We start from the raw sequence: 19,311 nt of genomic DNA, 5'->3' as shown, positions 1-19,311 counted from the left end.
GAGATCTCAGCGTGGCGTCGCGGTCAGCGCACCGGACCGGACCGCCGCCACCACACCGCCGTCGACCAGCAGATCGGTGCCGGTCACGAACGTGGCGTCCGGGCCGAGCAGGAAGGCCGCCGCGGACGCGATGTCGGTGGCGGTGCCGGTGCGCCCGGTGCCGGAGGCGGCGATCATGGCGCGCATCGCCGCGCCGCTGTCACCGGCCAGCTCCTCCTGACCCATCGGTGTGGCGATCACGCCGGGCGAGATGCTGTTGATCCGGGCGCCACGGGCGCCCCAGGCCAGGCTGGCGGCCTGCACACGCACCTGGTTGGCGCGCTTGGCGAGCGCGTACGCCGCACCGGGATCGTCGATCGCGGCGAGGAACGGCAACGACAGCAGCTCGCCGGCTCCGGTTGCGGCGAGGGCCCCTTCCAGCTCCGCCGGAAAAGCGCCTGCCGCCATCGAACCGGCCATGCTGGCGATCACCACACCGGCGCCTCCGGGTGCGATGACCCGCCCGAACTCCTCCAGGAAGTACGCGACACCGACCAGGTCGACCCGCAGGATGGCAGCGGTGGGCGCCTGCATCGGCGACAGCCCGGCGGTGTGCGCGACCTGGACGACCGGGCCGAGTGCCGCCGCGGCATCGGCGAGGGCGGCCATCGACGCACGGTCGGACACGTCCACCTGCTCAGTCCGGACGGTGAACCCTTCGCCGGTCAGCGTCTCGGCGACCCGCTTGAGCGTCGCGGTGTTGAAGTCGGCGAGCAGCACCTCGCGGCCGGCGCCGAGACGCCGTGCGATCTGCTCACCCATGCCACCGACGCCGATGACCACTACGACAGCCATGGTTTTCCGCCCTTCTTCGCTGCTGAGCCCTGGCACCTTCACTATACGAGACTTTTTGTCTCGCAAAAGAGGTGCTCGCAAAAGAGGGCCGGGATATCCTCGGCCGCATGGTTGAGGTCCGCCGCGGCCGTGTTCGCAACGAGGCCGTGCGCCAGGCGATCCTCGACGCCACCCGCGACGAGCTCGCCGCCCACGGATACGACAAGCTCTCCATCGACCGCATCGCCGCGGCGGCGGGCGCCGGCAAACAGACCGTCTACCGGTGGTATCCGTCGAAGACCCAACTGATCGCCGACTGCCTGCTGGAGGCCGACGTCCTCGGGCCGCTGCCGGCCCTGGACGACAGCGGAGACCTGGGCTGCGACCTGCGAGCCTGGCTGCGGGCGTTCACCGCACAGCTGGCGAACCCGGGCACCGCCGCCTTCATCCGCGCCGCCACCGCGGCCGCCGCCGAGAACGACGAGGTGGCCCGCCGCTTCTACGAGCGCAACACCTCGGTGGCCGAGGCCGCCCTCACCGACCGGCTCCGTCGCGGTGAACAGGCCGGACAACTGCGCCCCGGCACCTCGTCGGTGGCCGCACAGGCCCTGGTCGGCGCCGTCATCTACCGGCTGCTCACCCGGCAACCGGTCACGACCGGATTCGCCGACGATCTCGTCGACGCGATCTGCGGCAAACCGTAGCGGCGCGACCGTCCGGTCAGGAGTCCGGCGCCGCCGGCGTTCGCAGCGGATTGACCTGGGCCTCCTCGGCGGCGAGGGCAGCCATCGCGGTTCGGTAGGACTCCCGCGAGATCTTGCCGGCGCGCAGGTTCCCCAGCAGAGCCTTCTCCGGATCGGGGGCCGGTGGCAGCGGCAGGTCCAGCAGCGGGGCCAGGCACGGGTCGGGGTGTTGCGGTAGCGGGGTGGGTGGGCGATCGACCAGGGAGAGGGCGATCAGGCCCACGACTTTCATCAGCAGGATCACGGCGAACAGCACCAGCACGGCGGCCATGGTCACGTCACCTCCGATGAGGCCAGGAACACCGGTGACGTCCGCCGATGTCTCCGGACTCAATGTCACCACGTGAACGCCCGTAGTGATAGGGCTTATCGGCTCCCCTTGGTCACGGTCAGGGTGCTGACCGGGACAGGGTTCAGGGCGTTCATCCGGGTGCTGGTGTTCCCCCAGGTCCCGGCGGCGATGGCGGCGTCGCGTTCGGCGATCAGGGTGCCGAAGGTTTCGGTGGTCAGGCGGTCCAGGCGCAGTTGCCACGGCACCCCGGCGCCTTCCGGCTCGGTCGAGCCGAGATAGACGGTGTACGGCGCGGCGACACCGTCGTAGAGGTCGACCTTGCCGTCCAGGTAGCAGTGTCCGGCGACGCATATCGACAGGGCGATGACCGTATTGGTGGCGGTGGCGTCGGCCGCCGAGACGGCGAACTTCGCGTCGAACGGCCACGGGACGGTGCTGTCGTTCGCCGGGGAGACGACCGCGGTGTTCGGGGCGGTATCGACCGTACGAGATGGGACGGCAGCTTCCGGAACGGGCACGGGATCGTCATCCGCAAGGACGACGATGCCGGCGGAGACCATGGTGACCACGCCGATCGCCGCAGCGGCAAGCATCCAGGACAACCGAGACCTCGCCGCAGGCACCGACGACGGCGTGACCCTGGTAGGCGCGGGTGCGGGGATCTGACGGACCGGCGCAGGCGCGGGCTGGTCGGCGCTCAGGTAGTCGCGGGCCCGGATCACCGCCGGATGCTCCGGGCCGAGCACCGCCGGCCCGGCGGCCGCGACCTTCGCATGGTTGGCCCGGGCCACATGCCGGTTGCCCAGTTCTTCGGCGACGACGGCCAGGTCGTGGGCGAGCCACACCCCGACCGGATCCGTGTCCGGCAGGCCGTGCCCGACTTCGAGGGCCTCCTCGAGGACCCGCCGGGCCGCCATCGGGTCGTCCGCGCTCAGGTGGATCCCGGCGAGCTGTCGCATGGTGGACAACAACTCGGCGTCGCCCTGGGCCAGGTGGGTCCGCCCGATCTCGATGGCACGTTCGAGCAGCGCCTGGGCGTCCTCCAGGCGGCCCGCGCCGGCGAGGGTGCCGGCGTGTCGGCGGGCTTGGGCGAGGGCGGGCGAGTCAGGCACCCGATCATGCTGCCAGACCGGGTCTAATCTGATTTCCATGCAGGTGCTGGAGTTGTTCCGGGACACAGTCGCGCACGTGCCCGCCTACCGGTCGTTCCTCCGGGAGCAGGGCGTCGACCCGGATGCGGTGACCGAGCCGGCCCAGATCCCGCTGATGACCAAACAGGACTACCATCAGCGCTTCGATCTGCCGCAACGCTGCCGGGGCGGCCGTCTGGACGCGGCCGCAATGGTCGCGGTGTCGTCGGGTTCGTCGGGCCGCCCCACGGTCTGGCCGCGGACGATCGCCGACGAGGCCCCGGTGACGGCCCGGTTCGCGCAGGTGTTCCTCGACGGTTTCCAGGCCGACCGGCGCAGCACCCTGGCTGTGGTGTGTTTCGCGCTGGGCAACTGGGTCGGCGGCATGTATACGGTCGCCGCCTGCCGTCAGCTGCCGGTGACGGTGGCCGCTCCCGGCAACGACATCGACGAGATCCTGCGGGTGGTCGGCGAGCTGGGCGGCCACTTCGAGCAGACGGTCCTGCTGGGCTATCCGCCGTTCGTGAAGAACGTGATCGACGCCGGCGTGTCCCGCGGTGTCGACTGGCCGTCGCTGCGGGTCAAGCTGGTGCTGGCCGGCGAGGTGTTCAGCGAGCAGTGGCGTGACCTGGTGGCGGCCCGGGCCGGGATCTGCGATCCCGAGACCGACATCGCGTCGCTGTACGGCACGGCCGATGCGGGGGTGCTGGGCAACGAGACCCCGTTGAGCGTACGGGTGAGGCGTTTCCTGTCCACCCGGCCCGAGGTGGCGGCGAAGCTGTTCGGCGAGTCCCGCCTGCCGACGCTGGTCCAGTACGACCCGGCCACCCGCCTGTTCGAGCCGGCACCGGACGGCACGCTCGCGTTCAGCGCCGACGGCACAGTACCGCTGGTCCGCTACCACATCGCCGACGACGGCGGCCTGATCCCGCGCGACGACCTGGTCGCCCTGTGCCACGAGCACGGTTTCGACCCGGGCGACGGCCCCGACCTCCCGTTCGTGTACGTCTTCGGCCGCTCCCTGTTCACCGTGTCGTTCTTCGGCGCCAACGTGTACCCGGAGAACGTGACGGTGGGCCTGGAACGCCCCGACATCAGCGCCTGGTCGACCGGCCGTTTCGTGTTGAGCACCGTGGAGGACACCGACCACGACCGGCACCTGTCGGTGGTGGTGGAGCTGGCCCCGGCCGCCGAGGCGACCCCGGAACGCGCCCGGATCGCGGCGGAGTCGATCCGGGCCGAGCTGATCCGCCTGAACAGCGAGTTCGCCAACTACGTGCCACCCGGCTACCAGACTCCCCGGGTCGAGTTGCGCCCCGCCGACGACCCGGAGTTCTTCCCCAGGGGCGTAAAGCACCGGTACACCCGCCGCTAGAGCCTTCTCGCAGCAGTCACCCAGCAACGAAGCGCGGGCACCTTTCCGAGGATGCGGACCCTGCGCGATGACGCATCCTAAGCGCGATCTTGCAGGGTTCTTCATGTCTGGGTGTGGTTTGTCGTGCAAGGTCTACCGCGCCGGGGAGACCTTGCAGCCTTCTTCCTGCTGGGAGGCGCAAAGGGCTGCAAGATCGGCGCGCGGATGAAAAGTCGTGCAAGATCGCCGAGAAAGGGTTGCGGGCCCCTACCAGCCGTCGGCCTGGCACAGAACGCCCCGGATCCGCCGTATCTGTCCCCCGCACGGGCGTAGTCGCCAGGTTAGCGTGGGGTGATGAGCATTCTGGTGATCGGCGGGACCGGAACGGTCGGCGGACGCGTGACCGCACAGCTGCGGCAGGCCGGGCACGACGTGCGCGTGGCGTCGCGACATACCGGGCCACGGTTCGACTGGACGGACCCCGGCACCTGGGCGGCCGCGCTGAACGGCGTACCGACGATGTTTGTGCTTCTGCCCGATCAGACCGAAATGCCGGAGGCATTTCTTCCGGAGGCGCTACGCGCCGGGGTGCGCCGGGTGGTCCTGCATTCCGATCGGGGCCTGGACGTGATGGGTCTCGGTCACCTGCAAAAAGCCGAGGCTCAGGTACGGGACTCCGCCCCCGAATGGACCATCGTCCGCCCCGACTGGTTCCAGCAGGACTTCGAGACGTTCTTCCGCCAGCCGGTGATCGACGGCCGCCTGTGCGTGCCGGTCGGTGACGCCAGGCAGGGTTTCATCGACGCCGACGACATCGCCGCGGTCGAGGTGGCCGCCCTGACCGGTGACGGGCTGCTCGGCCGGCTGGTCGAGGTGACCGGCCCGCGGGCGCTGTCGTTCGGTGAGGTGGCCGCTGGGATCGCCGCCGCCATCGGCCGCCCGGTCGCCTTCGACGGTTCTCCCGGCGCGTATCGTGCGGCGATGCGCGCCGACGGCCTGCCGGACGGGATCGTCGAGTCCCTGATCGAGGGTTACGGCCGTCTGCGGGCCCGCGGCGACACCGAGCCGACGGGCGTGGTCGAGGAGGTGCTGGGCCGTCCCGGGCGGGACATCGCCGGCTACATCGCCGACGCCGCCGCACGCGGGGTCTGGAGCCCGGCCGGGTGACACCTGTCTCATAGAGGCAGGATCGGGTCACAACGGGAGCAGACAGTGGGTGAGGTTTTGGTCGCACACCGGCATCAGGGTGGGCACACCGCCGACACCGGGGGCGGATCTACTCGTGCGGTGCACAAGTCGTGGCCGGACGCCCATGCCATCGCGCGGGACGCCGCGAAACCGCTGGCCGCCGAGTTGACACCGGTGGTGGCGGCGACCGGGCGGGTGCTGGCCGCAGCGGTCCGCTGCGAGCGGCCGGTCCCGGCGTTCGACAACGCGGCGATGGACGGCTACGCAGTCACCGGTGACGGCCCGTGGGCGATCCGAGGGCGGGTGCTGGCCGGCTCGGCAGCCGCCGGTTCCCTGGCGCCGGGCACCGCGGTGGAGATCGCCACCGGCGCGCTGCTGCCGGAGGGCGCCGAGGCGGTGCTGCCCTACGAGGACTGCCGCGTCGAGGACGACCTGGTCATCGGCGTGATCGGGCCGCGACGCCACATCCGGCGGGCCGGTGACGCGCTCAGCCCCGGCACGCTGATCGCACCGGCCGGGCGGGTCGTCACGGCCACCGTCGCGGCGGCCGCGCTCCAGGCCGGGGCCGAGCAGGTGCTCGCGCACCGGTCGCCCACGGTGACGATGCTGGTCACCGGCGACGAGGTGATCACGGCTGGTTCGCCGGGGCCGGGCCAGGTGCGGGACACGTTCACCGGACTGGTCACGGCGGTCACCGCCCGGGCCGGCGGGCGGCTCGCGACGTCGCAGCGGCTGCCGGACGATCCGGCGGCGCTCACCGCGGCCCTCGCCGCCGCGGGCACCGACGTGATCGTGGTGAGTGGATCGTCGTCGGCGGGGGCCGCGGATCATCTGCACCGGCTGCTCGGCGAGGCGACGGCGACGTGGCTGGTGCGCGGGGTGGCCTGCCGTCCCGGGCACCCGCAGGCGCTGGCGGTGCTGCCGGACGGGCGTTTCGTGGTCAGTCTGCCCGGTAACCCGTACGCCGGCTTGGTCGCCGTCCTGACCCTGCTGGAACCGCTGGTGGCCGCACTCGCCGGACGCCCGCCCACGTCCCTGCCGACGGCGACGGTGACCGGCCCGGCCAAGCTGATGCCGGGCGGTGTCCGCATCGTCCCGGTCGGACCGGACGGTGATCTCGGCACCGCCGGCCCGGTCGGCCTGCACGCCGCGGCGGCCGCCGGAAGCCTGGCCGTCCTGCCCGGCGACTGGACCGACGGTGATCCGGCGGTCATCCTGGCCGTCCCCTGAAACTCAGGTGCGCCGGAGCCTGACGGTTCCTATCATCGACGGCGACGGCGGGCGGCCATCGCGGGGCTTCCTTCTTCTCACACTTCCAGGATTAGCCCCGCCTCTCTCCGCCCGCCGCCTCACATCGGCGGGTCGTCGTTGAGGATGCGCTCGTAGAGGTAGCTGTCCTGCCACCCGCCGTTGAGGAACAGGTGGCCGTGCGCGGTGCCGTAATGGGTGAAGCCGTTCTTGACCAGCACCTTCTGCGACGGCACGTTGCCCGGTGAGGTCGCCGCCTCGATCCGGTGCAGGCCGCGCTCCCCCGCCTCCTCCAGCAGGTGCGCGACTGCGGCGCTGGCCAGGCCGCGACCCTGCTCACCGGCGTCCGTCCAGTAGCCGAGATCGGCGCCGCACAGCGGGACCGGCGTGATCCGGGTCAGGCAGGAGAACCCGACGACCGTCCCGCCGCGGACCATCACCCGGCTGATCAGCTCGCCGTCGCGCTCCTTGGCCACGATCGACCGCATCCGGTCACGCTGGCCGTCGAGGGTGAAGAACGACTCCGGGCGGGGAAATTCGTACGGCGCCAGGTGCGCCCGGTTACGCACGTGCACGTCCAGCATCGCGGCGGCATCGTCCTCCCGCAGCGGGCGCAACACGACCCCGGACGGCAGAACCACCGAATCGGACATCGACGGATCCTACCGTGGCGCCGGTCGGGCAGACTGTCCGCCGTGGAGACCCTCGCCTGTGGTCACGTCGCCCATCCCGGCGCCCGACGCGTCTGCCCGCACATGCTGAACCCGGCCGAGAACGAGGACGTCGCGTACGTCCGGTTGCTCGCCGGCAACGGCCTGGACGGTGATCTGTGCTGCCTCGACTGCGACCGCGACGGTGATCCGGAGCTCACCGTCGTCTGCGAGGGCTGCGTGGCCCTCTACGACGATGACGAGTCCGGATACTTCGAGGGCTGGCGGGGTGAGCCGGGCGTTGTCGAGCGGCCGGAGCCGGTCGACGGCACGGTCACCGCGACTCCCCTGCCGGGCCCGGTGCTGGATCTGGCGCCGCTGCCGTCACCCCACGGCGAGCCGTCGTGGCTGGTGCTCGGCGAGGACGGGCAATGGCTGCTGCGTCTCTCACCGCGCGACACCGCGTACCACCGGGTCTGCCCGGTCGCGGTCCCGGCGGAGGCGAACGCCCAGCGCCGGCTGCACGTCTCGCCGGACGGCCGGTTCGCCGCGGTCGTCAACGACCGCGGCCGGTTCGGCCGGGTCTACGACCTGGCCTCCGGCAAGGCGACGATCAAACTCGACGGCGGGACCTACCACTGCGATCAGGTCCCGCTCTCCCTCGTTTTCTTCCGGTACGCGGGAAGCACTCTCGTGGCACACCGGACGGACTGGAATCGTCTCGACATCAGCGATCCGGCCACCGGACAGCTGCTGACCGGGCGGGCCCAGGACCGGATCGCCGGCCTGTTCCACGGCGAGCTGCGGGTGTCGCCGGACGGCCGGTGGATCGCCGACGACAGCTGGGCGTGGGCGCCGGCCGGCATCCCCTACGTCTGGGACCTGCGGCGCTGGGCCGGCGACAACGTGTGGGAGTCCGACGACGGGCCCAGCCGGCAGCGGCTGTGCCAGCGGTTCTACTTCTGGAACGAGCCGATGTGCTGGATCGGCGACAGCCTGCTCGCGGTCAGCGGAATAGGCGCCGACGACGAGGCGATGCTGCCCGGAGCCCGGATCTTCGACGCCGAGACGGGCCTGGAACTGAACACGTTCGCCGGGCCGAGCGGCGCGCTGTTCAGTGCGGGGCGGCGGCTGTACGCGGCCGGGGCGGACGGGCTGACGATCTGGGACCCGTTCACCGGCGAACGCACCGGCACGGTCCCCGGGTTCGTGCCCACCCACCAGCACCGGGACGCCGGGGTGCTGGCCGCGATCCGGGACGGGCAGCTGCTGACCTGGGCGTACTGAGAAATGTCGTACCCCTGTTCTAGGGTTCCGGCATGGTCGAGGTGGGAGTGCCCAGCGGTTCCGGCACGATCGATGTCGAGGTGCCCAGCCGTTCCGGCACGATCGATGTGGAAGTGCCCAGCGGTTCCGGCACGGTCGATGTGGAAGTGCGCAGCCGGGTCACCGGCACGGCCGGGGGTCTGCCGCCGGTGCTGGTGCGGCTGGCCGGTGAGAGCACGACCGCGCGCGAGCTGATCCGCCGGGCGGTCGAGGAGCAGATCCGGCTCGCCGGGGCCGACGCGGTCCGCTGCCGCCAGGCGCTGGACCGGCAGTTCCTGTCCGACGACGATCTGCGCGCCCAGGCGGCCACCGGGGTGATCCGCATGCCGTCCCGGCCAGCGGTCACGCCTGACGCCGAGGCGGAGGTCGCGCGGGCGCACCAGGCGTTCCGCCGGGGCACGTTCGTGATCTTCAACGGCGGCCGTCAGGTGCACTCGCTGGATGAGCCGGTCACCGTGCGGCTCGGGCAGCCGGTGGTGTTCCTGCGGCTGGTCGCGCTGGTGGGTGGCTGATCATGGATTCCACCGCCGTGATCCACTCCGAGCGGGCCGCCCTGTCCGAGCTGGTCGAGACGGCACGGGTCGCCGACCGGGCCGCGCTGGCGATCCTGGCCGACGAGATCACCCGCCGGATCGAGCGGGGCAATCGGCTGGCCGGCGGCCATCTGAGGGCGCATGTCGGCCACCTGATCGTTCAGCTCGACGAGATCTTCGACGCGGCGTTCCCGGTCGGTGATCCGGGCGACCTGCGCGACCTGCTGGACATCCCGTGGCCGACCGGGTCCCGCCACGCCCTGCTGTCCCGGGCGCTCGGCGTCGAGCGCGGGCGGCTGGTCCCGCTCGACGAGACCGCCGAGCAGGCCATCGCCGCCGGTGACGTGCGTCTGCTGCGCGTGCTGGTCCACACTCCGCTCGGCTGCCTGGCCCGGCATTCCCGGGCCCGGCTGCTGCAGGCCCTCCACGTGGCCGGCGCCTTGGACGCGGCGGCCGTCGAGCGCTCCTTCACCGCAGACCGCTACCTGTGGGACGGCATCGACGGCCGGTCCGGGCTGACCTGCGCCGACACGGTCCGCGACCATCTGGATGCTTTCGTGTGGCGCCTGGTGACCGCACCCGAGCCACCGCCGTGGACGGAGTTCCCCGAAAGGCCGTCCCCACGCGGCCTGCGTTTCCTGACGGCCGCACTCACCTGGCCCGGCGACCGCGAGGTCGCCGACCACCTGGGCCGGGCCGAGCTCACCTCCGCCGAACAGTCCGAACTCATCACGCTGCTACGCAACGACTCGCCGCCCGAGCCCACCACCCCACGCCACGACCATCCCGCCACCTCGCCGCACGTCGGCCATTCCGTCACCTCACGGCACGACCAGCCAGCGGCCGAACCCGTCACCTCACGGCACGACCAGCCAGCGGCCGAACCCGTCACCTCCCGGCACCACCAGCCGCAACCCACACCCTCCACCTCGCCACATGACCAGCCCCGCGCCGCGCCCCTCACTCCGCAACACGACTTGCCTGTCACCTCGCCGCACGACCAGCCCCCAGCCGCACCCCTCACTCCGCAACACGACTTGCCTGTCACCTCGCCGCACGACCAGCCCGGCGTCGCGCCCCTGCCCTCACCGCATGACCGGGTGGAGGCCGACCGGCAACGGGTCTGGCGATGGCGGGTGGCGGCCGGTGACGCCGAGGCGCTGCTGCCCGCGTTCGGCCTGGAGGCGGCGGCGCCGCTGCTGCGCCTGATCCAGGCGATGCCCGACGGTCACGAGCCGTTCCGGCAGGACCGGGCCGAGCTGCTTGCCGTCGTCGAGGCCGTCGGTGTGGAGACCGCCCGGCAGCTGCTGAAACGGCAACCGCACGAGCTGGTGTCGGCGGTCCTCGGCGACAACCGGGCCGCCGTGCTGAAGCGGGTGAAGAACAACGCGCTCCAGGGCATCGCCGCGTTCGGGATGCTGCCGCTCGCGCCGGAGGAGACGGTCCTCGACCGCTACCTGGCGCTGCGTGAGGTCGCCAGACGAGGCCCGGCCCTCGGCCCGAACCGGCGCATCTCGCACGCTGCGGCGGTCGACGTCGCCCTCGATCACCTGGCGCAGGTGACCGGGGCGGCCGACCCGAGCCGCCTCGAGTGGGACTGCGAGGCGCGGATCGCCGCCGAGACACCCACCGCCGCCGACGCCGGCGACTACCGGATCGAGCTCCGCTTCGACGGCGCCGAGCCACTGCTTGCGGTGAGCCGGGCCGGGAAGCCGCTGAAGTCGGTTCCGGCGGCGGTCCGGGCCGACCCGTCCTACCGGGAGTTACGCGAGCACCAGGACCGGCTGCGGGAGCAGGCCCGGCGGATGCGGACCGGCCTGATCGAACGCCTGGTCGCGACCGCGGCCACGCTCACCCCGGACGAGTTGGCCCGGCTACGGTCACTGCCGGCCGGCGCGGCGATGCTGCCTGACCTGATCTGGCGTGACCAGGGCGGTACGGTCGGCCTGCTCGACGACGTCGACACCACCGGCCCGGTCCGCGCCGTGCACCCGTTCGACCTGCTCACCGAGGGCACGCTGGCTGCCTGGCAGCAGGAGGTCGTGCGGCGGAGGCTGCGGCAGCCGGTGAAACAGGTGTTCCGCGAGCTGTATGTGCTGACTCCCGCCGAACGGGCCGCGGTCGATGTGTCGCAACGGTTCGCCGGGCAGACGGTCACCGGCCGGGTCGCCGCCCAACTGCTGTCCGGCCGGGGTTGGAGCACCGGCCACGAGTACGGCGATCACCAGGCGACCCGCCCGGCGGGCGACGGTCTCGTGGCAGCACTGAGCGCCGACCTGCACGGTTACTGGGGCATGGGCGACGTGGTGCTCGGCGGCCTGCGGTTCCTGCGCGACGGACGGCCGATCGCGCTGTCCGGCGTACCGTCCGTGGTGTTCTCCGAGGTGATGCGCGACCTCGACCTGGCCGTCTCGGTCGCCGGGACCACGCCGGAGCGTTGGGGGTCGCCGCCGCAGGCGGAGACCCGCGCTCGGGTGCTGGCCGCCCTGATCAGCGACCTGGGCCTGACCGGCGTCACCGTCGACGGCGCGGCCGCGATCGTCCGCGGCACCCGGGCCACCTACCGGGTGCACCTGACCAGCGGCAGCATCCACGTCGAACCGGCCGGCTACCTGTGTGTCGTCCCGGCCGGTTTCGGGGCCACCGGTCACCCCCGGTTGTTCCTGCCGTTCGCCGACGACGACCGGATGACAAGCGTGATCCTCTCCAAGGTCCTCCTGCTGTCCGAGGACGACCGCATCACCGACCCGTCGATCCTCCAGCAATTGAAGGCGCTGACATGACCTCACCTGATCTTGGTGTGCTCGCGACCCGCGTCCCGGACATGCCACCTGTCGAACGTGTCGTGGTGACCCCGTCCGGGGCGGAGATCGTCGGTTTCCAGGCCGACAGCGACACGGCCCTGACCTGGTGGCGACGGTTGCGGGAGATCTATCCGGAGACTCGCCTGTGGCCGTTGCTGATGGATTCCGACGCCGGCGAGTACCTGGAGGATCCGTATACGTACGCCACCGTCGAGGAGTCCCTGGCCCGCGCGCACACCCTGGACGGCGCTGCTCTGCTGGCCGGTTCCGGCGAGCGTTCGTTGCGGGAGAGCTCACCGGAGTACGCGGCCGAGCTACGAGCCGACCTGGCCGGCCAGGGAAAATGGCCCGAGGAGCCGGAGCAGCCGGGTTTCGGGTTGCGCCACGACTGGAACGGCCGCCCGCTGGCCATCACGGTCGCTCTGGTGCCCGCCGCCGAACCCTGGCTGGTCCCGGTGACCCTGCACTACGGCGGCTGGAACAAGTACCCCGATCCAGCCGAACACGCCGCCATCATGCGCCACTGGCTGGACCGTTACGGCGCCGAGCCGGTCGTGTGGACCGGCACCACGCTCGACTACGCGGTCGCCCGTCCACCGTCCACCCGCCCGGAGGCGATTGCGCTGGCCTGGGAGTACCGCCAGTACAACGACGGCGAATACGACCTGTACCGCGCCGAAACCCTGACCGACCTGGCCGCCGGCCTGCTGAACGCCCCAGTCTGGCGCACGTGGTGGGACTGACCACCCAGCTCGGCCCGGAGCAGTGCGGCACCAGCCGAGCCGGCCAGCCCAGGTGGCCACCTGCCGCTCACATCCGACCACATGTCCACGCCGCCGGGCTCTGCCGCCCGCGTGGACATCTGCGACCCGATCCGAACCGAAGGTCACCACGCCGGGTGGTGAGAGCCCCGGCGGATGCACCTGACCCTGCTGACGGAAGCTCTCGGAGCCGAGGTCTGCGCCCACCCACCGCGATCTTGTTGATTTCGGACAAACCTGTCTCGCGCTCGAGTTTCGCCATTTGGGGATCGTTTGCGTCGGTCGCGCCGGCCTTGTGGACGCCGCCGCCCACGGTGACAGCGCACCGGGTGCCCGTCGAGATGGACGGTGGGAAGGAGCATCTACGAACCTTGCCCTCCGCTCCAGAAGGGGGCTGTTTGTTGATGCTTCAGGTCGTGGCGTTACCGCGGTCCTGGGTTCGGCAAGCCCCGGTCGCAGACCTTCCGCCAGCTAGCGCTTGGCCCGACGCGGTCGCCGGCTCTCGGCCCGACGCCGTCGCCGGCTCTCGGCCCGACGCCGTCGCCGGCTCTCGGCCCGACGCCGTCGCCGGTGCTCGGCCCGACGCCGTCGCCGGCGTGCGACGACCAGCGCACACAATGCGGCAACGTGCGATTTCACCCTCGCCGGAACAACGGCAGGCGCACACGGACGGCACAACGCGTGCTCCCGTCCCCGTCAGAACGAAGCAGGCGCACACGATCGGCGAACGTGTGCGCTGACCATCGCTGCGGTCCGGCGAACGTGTGCGCTGACCACCGCTGCGGCCCGGCGAACGTGCGCGCCGGCCATCGCTGCGGCCGGCGGACCCGCTCTCGGCGGCCCGCTCCCGGCATCGCCTCTGCACGGCCGCCCAAGGTCATCAAACCTCACGATGATCTTGCAGAGTTGGCTGAGGATGACGCTGACCAGGACGAATGCAAGACTCACTTCAGCTGTGACCCTGACCTGGAATGTCACGGCGCAAAATGGCGAAAATCGAGTCTCGGGCAACTCCACAAGATCGGCGGGAAATTCCGGGCATAAGGCGCGAAAGGAATCCGGAATCGGCGTGGTGCTGCCCCTTCCCGGCCGTTTGGCAGCCAGGATTCGCTCAGCGGGCGGGTGCCGGCACGGCGTCGGCGGCGGTGGCCCGCGTGTGTGCCACCAGCTGGGCGAGCGGCGGCGGCATCCGGCGGCGGAACTGGTCGGAGAGGCGGGCCCGGTCTCGTGGGTTGCAGGTGTCGAGGACGAACGCGTCGAGGCCGGTCGCCAGGATCAGCCCGGCCAGCATGAGATCGGCGGTGTCGAGGTCTTCGTTGTAGGACAGGTGGGTCCGGATCCGGCCGGCCGGCTCGCCTGGGCTCTTCGGGTCGGCGAACACCAGGGTGGTGGTGCCGGCGCCGAGGAGCCGCCGCCTGGTCTCCACACGCAGGACGCCGGCGGCGACGAGGCGACGTTGAACGTGCTCTTCTGCGCCGGTGGAGAAGTATCCGATCCACTGCCCGATGCTGTACGGCCCGCCGCCCGTCATCCGTTGGAGGATCGCGGCGGTGGCCGGGTCGCCGGTGGGCGTGGCGTCGACCACATGCAGCAGGTCTCCGTCGACCAGGAGCCGGCGCCAGAACATCAGCTCACCGATCAGGGACGCGGCGAGGCCGACGCCCAGCACCCGTTCGGGCAGCAGCGCGCGGCCGCCTATCCCGTCGTGTGCGGCCAGGTAGAAGTCGTCGGCCGGCGCTAGTTTCGGCGGCGATGTCATCGGCTCAGCCCCAGAGATCGACGTCCGTGTCGAACCGCCACGCTAGCCGAAAATGGTTGCCGCAAGGTTGCCGCCCGGTGAGAGGTGGCTGGGTAAAGCCGACGTAGGGTGAGCAACGGCTCTCACGTGCGGCACTGCGGTGTCGATCGCGTGGTCGCATCGGAGCGGAGGTCGGATGGACGAGTACGGTACGGATTCCGCCGGGGTCGGAGCGGCTCCTTCGGTGGCGCGGCTGCTGCTGGAGCTGCGCAGCCGGGCCACCGTCGACGTGAAGACACTGGGTAAGTCGTTGCAGGTGCGCCCACAGGGCAAGACGGGCGTGGCGGTGCGGATTCACCCGGGCGGGGTGGATTTCGCCGTGGACCGGGAGCGGGCCAACGATGTGGCGCTGGGCATCCCGGGTTCGTTCGTGGTCGACCCGGACGACCCGGACTGCTGGGTGTCGGTGCAGGCGGACTACATCGACGACAACTACGACGCTCTGCTGGACGCCTCGGTCGAGGCGGTCGAGCTGCGGGCCGCGGGCAAGCCGGCGCCGGTGAAGCGGGTCCGGGCGGCCGCCGCACCCAAGGCCGAGCGGACCACCACGCCGAAGTCACGGGCCGCGGCGAAGCCGGCGCCACGTCCCGAGCCGCCCCGCTGCCCGAAATGCCGCCAGTACGAGCTGCTGGCCAGCGGGGAGTGCCCGTCCGGGTACTGCTGATCGGGCGAACGCGAAGCGTCGACCGCGTGGAAGCCGGCCCGATTCGAGGCGCGGGTCAAGGTGCGGGTGGGACGGGTGGGGGCGGGAAGGTCACGACCATCGCCACTCCCGGTTCGCGGGCCTCGGCGGCCGCCTGGCCGCCGTGGGCCACGGCCAGCGCCCGGACGATCCACAGCCCGAGCCCGACGCCCTGCTCGCCGCCGACCGCGAACTGCCCGAACAGCCGCGGCCGGAGATCTTCCGGGATGCCCGGCCCGTGGTCGCGGACTTCGAGCCGGTCCCCTGTGCCGTCGCGGGCGAACCGGACGATCACCGGCGGCCGGCCGTAGCGCAGCGCGTTGGTGATCAGGTTCATCAGGATCTGCTCGAACCGCTGCTTGTCGACGTACACGATCAGGTCCTCGTCGACCTCGGCACGCACGTCGGCGTCCTCCCGGACGTACGACAGAGCGTCCTTGACCAGCAGATGCGCCGGATACGGCGCCCGGTCGAGCTTGAGATGGCCGGTGCTGTCGATGCGCTGGACGTCCAGCAGGCCGTCGGCGAGGCGCGCGATGCGCGCGGTCTGCCGCAGGGCGGCGCCGATCATCGGGGTCTGCGGTCCGGTCGCGGTCTCCGAGATTTCTTCGAGCACCAGCCGTACGGTGCTGAGCGGCGCCCGGACGTCGTGCGCCAACGTGTTGATCATGGCGGCGCGCCACTGCTCGATGCGGGACAGCCGGTCCCGGTCGTCCCGGAGACGGCGGGCCTGCGCCTCGATGAGGAACGCGACGGCTAGCGCGATCGGCATGAGCACGAACGCGCTGCCGAGCACGAGTGGCGGCTGGCCGGTGAGGATCAGCGGGACCAGGTAGGCGAGGGTGGCCGGCAGCGCGTACAGGCCCAGGATCCAGCGCGGGAAGTGCAGCGCCGCCCACGCGTAGAGGAGCACCAGGAACGGGCCGGTGCCGGCCGCCACCCCGCCGAACGACCAGGTGGACAGGCCGAGCACGGCGAACCCGGCGAGCCCGAGCAGCGCCGGGGCGTGCCGGCCGAGGCGGCGCCACGGGATCAGCAGGCCGGTGAGGGCCAGCGTGAGGTCGCAGGCCGCGACGAAGAGCAGCCGCCCGGTGTGCTGCGGGGTGTTGGGGATGCCGACGAGGGCGAGCAGCCCGGCCACCGCGAAGAGCAGGGCCGCCTGCCGGGCCGCTGCTCGCGGTCCGGTTCCCAGCAAGCGAAAGGGTCCGTTTTGCACAACTCTGGCAGCATATAGCGACCCGGAGGTGTGAACGGGCGACTCCGGTGGCACATCCGGGCCGGGACAGGCCCTATCCTTGCGCTTTCCTCACGGCACGGAGTTCGACGATGAGCACGGGCGGGCGGCGCGCGCGGACCGGACAGGCGGAGCAGACGCGCGCGCTGATCCTGGCGACGGCCGAGCGGCTGTTCGCCGAGCAGGGTGTGCACGCGGTGTCGAACCGGCAGGTCGGCGAGGCGGCCGGGCAGGGCAACAACGCGGCGGTCGCCTATCACTTCGGGACCAAGAACGATCTGGTACGCGCGATCATCCGCCGCCATTCGGTGCCTACCGAGCGGATCCGGCGCCGGCTGCTGGCCGTGCACTCGGGCAGCGACGATCTGCGGGACTGGGTGACGTGTGTGGTCCGCCCGATCACCGACCACCTGGCCGACCTGGGGCATCCGAGCTGGTACGCCCGGTTCTCGGCGCAGTTGATGACCGAGCCGGCGTTGCTGGAGGTGGCGGCCGAGGAGTTCCGGGACGCGGCCGGGCTGCTCGCGGTCATCGACGGGCTTCAGCGCTGCCTGCCGGAGCTCTCCGCGGAGGTACGGCAGGAGCGCACCCACATGGCGCACACCCTGCTGGTGCACTTCTGCGCGCAACGTGAGCGGGAGGCGGCGCCGGCGTGGGATGTCACGGCGGCCGGACTGATCGACGCGATCGTGGGCCTGTTCATGGCGCCGGTTACCTGACGATGCTTCTTTCGCTACCGGTGGTGGCGTCCGATCGTACGATATGAGGCTTTTTAAAGGGGTCTTGTCTTTGTTGAAGTTGAATTTTCGGACATCCATGATGTCGAGCACGCTTTTGGTAAGACAAGTGCTTTAAATTGTGCCCTCTGAGTTTGGTCGCACCACCGGATCAACCCCGCGAAAGGGCCCGCATGTCCCCCTCAACCCCCATCCCCCACCGCCTCAAGCCCGAGGACCTCGCAGCGTTGCGCGAGCGTTACCGGCTGGAGCGGGACCGGCGCATCCGGCCGGACGGTGCCACGCAGTACCGGCGGGCCGCCGGCGAATTCGGCTACTACGCGAAGGACCCGTACACGGAGCGGGCCGAACGGGATCCGAAAACCGATCGTGTCGAGGCGGTGGTGATCGGCGCGGGATTCGGCGGGCTCCTGACCGGCGCCAAGCTGCGGCAGGCGGGCGTGCAGCAGATCCGCACGATCGACGAGGGCGGAGACTTCGGCGGCACGTGGTATTGGAACCGTTATCCGGGGATCCACTGCGACATCGAGGCGACCATCTACATGCCGCTGCTGGAGGAGGTCGGTTATGTGCCGAAGTGGCGGTACGCGCCGGGCGAGGAGATCAGGCAGCACTGCATCAACATCGCGAAGCGCTTCGACCTGTACGCCGACACCCTGTTCCACACCCGCGTCACCGGCCTGACCTGGGACGAGGAGAACGCCGAGTGGCAGGTGACCACCGACCGCGGCGACGACTTCCGGGCCCGCTACGTGGTGATCTCCTCGGGCACCCTGACCCAGCCGAAGCTGCCTGGCATCCCCGGCGTCGAGGAGTTCAAGGGCCACACCTTCCACACCAGCCGCTGGGACTACGACTACACCGGCGGTGACCAGTCGGGTGGCCTGACCGGGCTGGCCGGCAAGCGGGTCGCCGTGGTCGGCACCGGCGCCACAGGCATCCAGGTGATCCCGCACCTGGCCGAGGCCGCCGAGCAGCTGTACGTCTTCCAGCGCACCCCGTCGACCGTCGACGTCCGGGACAACCGGCCCACCGACCAGGCCGTCCTCGACAGTGTGCGGCCCGGCTGGCAGCGCGAGCGGATGGAGAACTTCCTGCTCAACGTCACCGGCGGCTGGGCCGACGAGGACCTGATCGACGACCGGTGGACGTCGACGGCGAAACTCCAGCGGCAGATGCTCACCGGCAGCGTCGACGGCAACATCTCCGAGGAGGAACGCGAGCACCTCGACGAGATGGCCGACTTCCGCAAGATGGACGAGATCCGCGAGCGCATCGACTCGATCGTCACCGACCCGGCCGTCGCCGAGGCGCTCAAGCCCTGGTACCGGTACATGTGCAAGCGGCCCACGTTCAGCGACTTCTACCTGCAGACGTTCAACCGGCCGAACGTGACCCTCGTCGACACCGCCGACCACGGCGGCATCACCGCGATGACCCCGTCCGGGATCGTCGTCGGCGAGCAGGAGTACGAGGTGGACGTCGTCATCTTCGCCACCGGTTTCGAGGTCGGCATCTCCGGTGTGCTGTCCGGCACGCTGCCGGTCACTGGCCGGGGCGGGATGCCGCTGCTCGGGCACTGGCGCAACGGGCCGCGGACGCTGCACGGCTTCTACAGCCACGGCTTCCCGAACCTGTTCCACCTGGGGTCGCTCCAGAACGCGGCCGCCGTCAACTTCGTGCACGTGCTCCAGGAGCAGGCCACCCACATCGGCGCGGTCGTCGGTGCGGCCGCCGAGCGGGGCGCCCGCTGGATCGAGCCGACCGCCGAGGACGAGGAGGCGTGGGCGGGCGTGATCTTCCAGACCGCGCCGAAGACGTTCAAGTTCCAGTCCGAGTGCACCCCCGGCTACTACAACGGCGAGGGCAACCCGCGGCCGGTGATGTTCTCCTACGGGCCCGGGCCGGTCGCCTTCCACGAACTGCTGCGCGAGTGGCGGGCCGACAGTATCGGCAGCGTCCTGAAGTGACCTGTCGTCCCGGGGCGGACCCACCGCCCCGGGACGATGCGTCTTCTT

Annotated in this window: 17 protein-coding genes; 11 read left to right on the top strand and 6 right to left on the bottom strand. The window is 71.1% G+C overall.

Translation table 11 applies throughout. From position 1 onward, the window contains the following. Positions 1–6: 6 nt before the first annotated feature. Entirely contained in the window at positions 7–834 is an 828-nt protein-coding gene (locus AB0E94_RS02740; protein WP_360321455.1) for an SDR family oxidoreductase, read from the bottom strand. Positions 835–941: 107 nt separating this feature from the next. Here AB0E94_RS02740 and AB0E94_RS02735 point away from each other — a divergent pair, with 107 nt between their 5' ends. Next, positions 942–1,517, top strand: a complete 576-nt coding sequence (locus tag AB0E94_RS02735; protein ID WP_360321452.1) for a TetR/AcrR family transcriptional regulator — start codon at positions 942–944, stop codon at positions 1,515–1,517. Between the two features lie 16 nt (positions 1,518–1,533). Here the strand turns inward: AB0E94_RS02735 and AB0E94_RS02730 are convergent, their stop codons facing one another. Both AB0E94_RS02730 and AB0E94_RS02725 read right to left on the bottom strand, forming a co-directional pair. Further along, positions 1,534–1,833 carry a hypothetical protein gene (locus AB0E94_RS02730; RefSeq protein WP_360321449.1) on the bottom strand — a complete coding sequence of 100 codons (300 nt, stop codon included), beginning with the start codon at positions 1,831–1,833 and terminating at the stop codon, positions 1,534–1,536. 89 nt (positions 1,834–1,922) lie between these two features. After that, positions 1,923–2,960 carry a tetratricopeptide repeat protein gene (locus AB0E94_RS02725; RefSeq protein WP_360321446.1) on the bottom strand — a complete coding sequence of 346 codons (1,038 nt, stop codon included), beginning with the start codon at positions 2,958–2,960 and terminating at the stop codon, positions 1,923–1,925. A gap of 37 nt (positions 2,961–2,997) precedes the next feature. Here AB0E94_RS02725 and AB0E94_RS02720 point away from each other — a divergent pair, with 37 nt between their 5' ends. The 3 genes from AB0E94_RS02720 to AB0E94_RS02710 all read left to right on the top strand — a co-directional run bounded on the left by AB0E94_RS02720 (position 2,998) and on the right by AB0E94_RS02710 (position 6,750). Beyond that, a complete protein-coding gene (locus AB0E94_RS02720; protein ID WP_360321443.1) occupies positions 2,998–4,353 on the top strand; it encodes a phenylacetate--CoA ligase family protein in 1,356 nt (451 codons plus the stop codon). A 333-nt stretch (positions 4,354–4,686) separates the two neighbouring features. Then, on the top strand, positions 4,687–5,499 hold the full coding sequence (locus AB0E94_RS02715; protein WP_360321440.1) for an NAD(P)H-binding protein: 813 nt from the start codon (positions 4,687–4,689) through the stop codon (positions 5,497–5,499). Between the two features lie 120 nt (positions 5,500–5,619). Continuing rightward, positions 5,620–6,750, top strand: coding sequence for a molybdopterin-binding protein (locus AB0E94_RS02710; RefSeq protein ID WP_360321437.1), 1,131 nt, complete (start codon positions 5,620–5,622; stop codon positions 6,748–6,750). A gap of 119 nt (positions 6,751–6,869) precedes the next feature. Here the strand turns inward: AB0E94_RS02710 and AB0E94_RS02705 are convergent, their stop codons facing one another. Next, a complete protein-coding gene (locus AB0E94_RS02705; RefSeq protein ID WP_360321434.1) occupies positions 6,870–7,421 on the bottom strand; it encodes a GNAT family protein in 552 nt (183 codons plus the stop codon). A gap of 42 nt (positions 7,422–7,463) precedes the next feature. Here AB0E94_RS02705 and AB0E94_RS02700 point away from each other — a divergent pair, with 42 nt between their 5' ends. From AB0E94_RS02700 to AB0E94_RS02685, 4 genes are read left to right on the top strand one after another with little or no spacing between them, the layout of a single operon-like run. Further along, the gene (locus AB0E94_RS02700) at positions 7,464–8,705 is read left to right on the top strand and encodes a hypothetical protein (RefSeq protein WP_360321431.1); all 1,242 of its coding nucleotides are present in this window, start codon (positions 7,464–7,466) and stop codon (positions 8,703–8,705) included. Positions 8,706–8,737: 32 nt separating this feature from the next. Beyond that, positions 8,738–9,256 carry a hypothetical protein gene (locus tag AB0E94_RS02695; protein ID WP_360321428.1) on the top strand — a complete coding sequence of 173 codons (519 nt, stop codon included), beginning with the start codon at positions 8,738–8,740 and terminating at the stop codon, positions 9,254–9,256. A 2-nt stretch (positions 9,257–9,258) separates the two neighbouring features. Further along, on the top strand, positions 9,259–12,060 hold the full coding sequence (locus AB0E94_RS02690; protein ID WP_360321425.1) for a DUF4132 domain-containing protein: 2,802 nt from the start codon (positions 9,259–9,261) through the stop codon (positions 12,058–12,060). Continuing rightward, positions 12,057–12,824, top strand: coding sequence for a DUF4253 domain-containing protein (locus AB0E94_RS02685; protein WP_360321422.1), 768 nt, complete (start codon positions 12,057–12,059; stop codon positions 12,822–12,824). The genes AB0E94_RS02690 and AB0E94_RS02685 overlap by 4 nt, the downstream gene beginning before the upstream one ends. A gap of 1,129 nt (positions 12,825–13,953) precedes the next feature. On the opposite strand, the gene AB0E94_RS02680 is transcribed toward AB0E94_RS02685, so the two are convergent. Continuing rightward, the gene (locus AB0E94_RS02680; protein WP_360321419.1) at positions 13,954–14,601 is read right to left on the bottom strand and encodes a GPP34 family phosphoprotein; all 648 of its coding nucleotides are present in this window, start codon (positions 14,599–14,601) and stop codon (positions 13,954–13,956) included. 175 nt (positions 14,602–14,776) lie between these two features. On the opposite strand from AB0E94_RS02680, the gene AB0E94_RS02675 reads away from it, so the two are divergent. Then, positions 14,777–15,304: a hypothetical protein gene (locus AB0E94_RS02675; RefSeq protein WP_360321416.1), complete on the top strand. Its 528-nt coding sequence runs from the start codon at positions 14,777–14,779 to the stop codon at positions 15,302–15,304. A gap of 55 nt (positions 15,305–15,359) precedes the next feature. Here AB0E94_RS02675 and AB0E94_RS02670 read toward each other — a convergent pair whose 3' ends face one another. After that, complete coding sequence (locus tag AB0E94_RS02670) at positions 15,360–16,517, bottom strand: HAMP domain-containing sensor histidine kinase (protein WP_360321413.1); 1,158 nt, start codon at positions 16,515–16,517, stop codon at positions 15,360–15,362. Between the two features lie 131 nt (positions 16,518–16,648). Between AB0E94_RS02670 and AB0E94_RS02665 the strand changes: the two genes are divergently transcribed. Together AB0E94_RS02665 and AB0E94_RS02660 are read left to right on the top strand one after the other, a co-directional pair. Further along, on the top strand, positions 16,649–17,275 hold the full coding sequence (locus AB0E94_RS02665) for a TetR family transcriptional regulator (RefSeq protein WP_360321410.1): 627 nt from the start codon (positions 16,649–16,651) through the stop codon (positions 17,273–17,275). A gap of 191 nt (positions 17,276–17,466) precedes the next feature. After that, entirely contained in the window at positions 17,467–19,263 is a 1,797-nt protein-coding gene (locus AB0E94_RS02660) for an NAD(P)/FAD-dependent oxidoreductase (protein ID WP_360321407.1), read from the top strand. Positions 19,264–19,311 lie beyond the last annotated feature (48 nt).

It is taken from the genome of Actinoplanes sp. NPDC026670, from assembly GCF_040638175.1.
Classification (GTDB): Bacteria; Actinomycetota; Actinomycetes; order Mycobacteriales; family Micromonosporaceae; genus Actinoplanes.
This window is presented reverse-complemented; position numbering and strand designations above follow the sequence as displayed.

Excerpts from the sequence above, each read along its gene's own strand:
- AB0E94_RS02740 (WP_360321455.1), bottom strand. The coding sequence starts at position 834 with ATGGCTGTCGTAGTGGTCATCGGCGTCGGTGGCATGGGTGAGCAGATC.
- AB0E94_RS02735 (WP_360321452.1), top strand. The coding sequence starts at position 942 with ATGGTTGAGGTCCGCCGCGGCCGTGTTCGCAACGAGGCCGTGCGCCAG.
- AB0E94_RS02720 (WP_360321443.1), top strand. The coding sequence starts at position 2,998 with ATGCAGGTGCTGGAGTTGTTCCGGGACACAGTCGCGCACGTGCCCGCC.
- AB0E94_RS02715 (WP_360321440.1), top strand. The coding sequence starts at position 4,687 with ATGAGCATTCTGGTGATCGGCGGGACCGGAACGGTCGGCGGACGCGTG.
- AB0E94_RS02705 (WP_360321434.1), bottom strand. The coding sequence starts at position 7,421 with ATGTCCGATTCGGTGGTTCTGCCGTCCGGGGTCGTGTTGCGCCCGCTG.
- AB0E94_RS02695 (WP_360321428.1), top strand. The coding sequence starts at position 8,738 with ATGGTCGAGGTGGGAGTGCCCAGCGGTTCCGGCACGATCGATGTCGAG.
- AB0E94_RS02690 (WP_360321425.1), top strand. The coding sequence starts at position 9,259 with ATGGATTCCACCGCCGTGATCCACTCCGAGCGGGCCGCCCTGTCCGAG.
- AB0E94_RS02685 (WP_360321422.1), top strand. The coding sequence starts at position 12,057 with ATGACCTCACCTGATCTTGGTGTGCTCGCGACCCGCGTCCCGGACATG.
- AB0E94_RS02680 (WP_360321419.1), bottom strand. The coding sequence starts at position 14,601 with ATGACATCGCCGCCGAAACTAGCGCCGGCCGACGACTTCTACCTGGCC.
- AB0E94_RS02675 (WP_360321416.1), top strand. The coding sequence starts at position 14,777 with ATGGACGAGTACGGTACGGATTCCGCCGGGGTCGGAGCGGCTCCTTCG.
- AB0E94_RS02665 (WP_360321410.1), top strand. The coding sequence starts at position 16,649 with ATGAGCACGGGCGGGCGGCGCGCGCGGACCGGACAGGCGGAGCAGACG.
- AB0E94_RS02660 (WP_360321407.1), top strand. The coding sequence starts at position 17,467 with ATGTCCCCCTCAACCCCCATCCCCCACCGCCTCAAGCCCGAGGACCTC.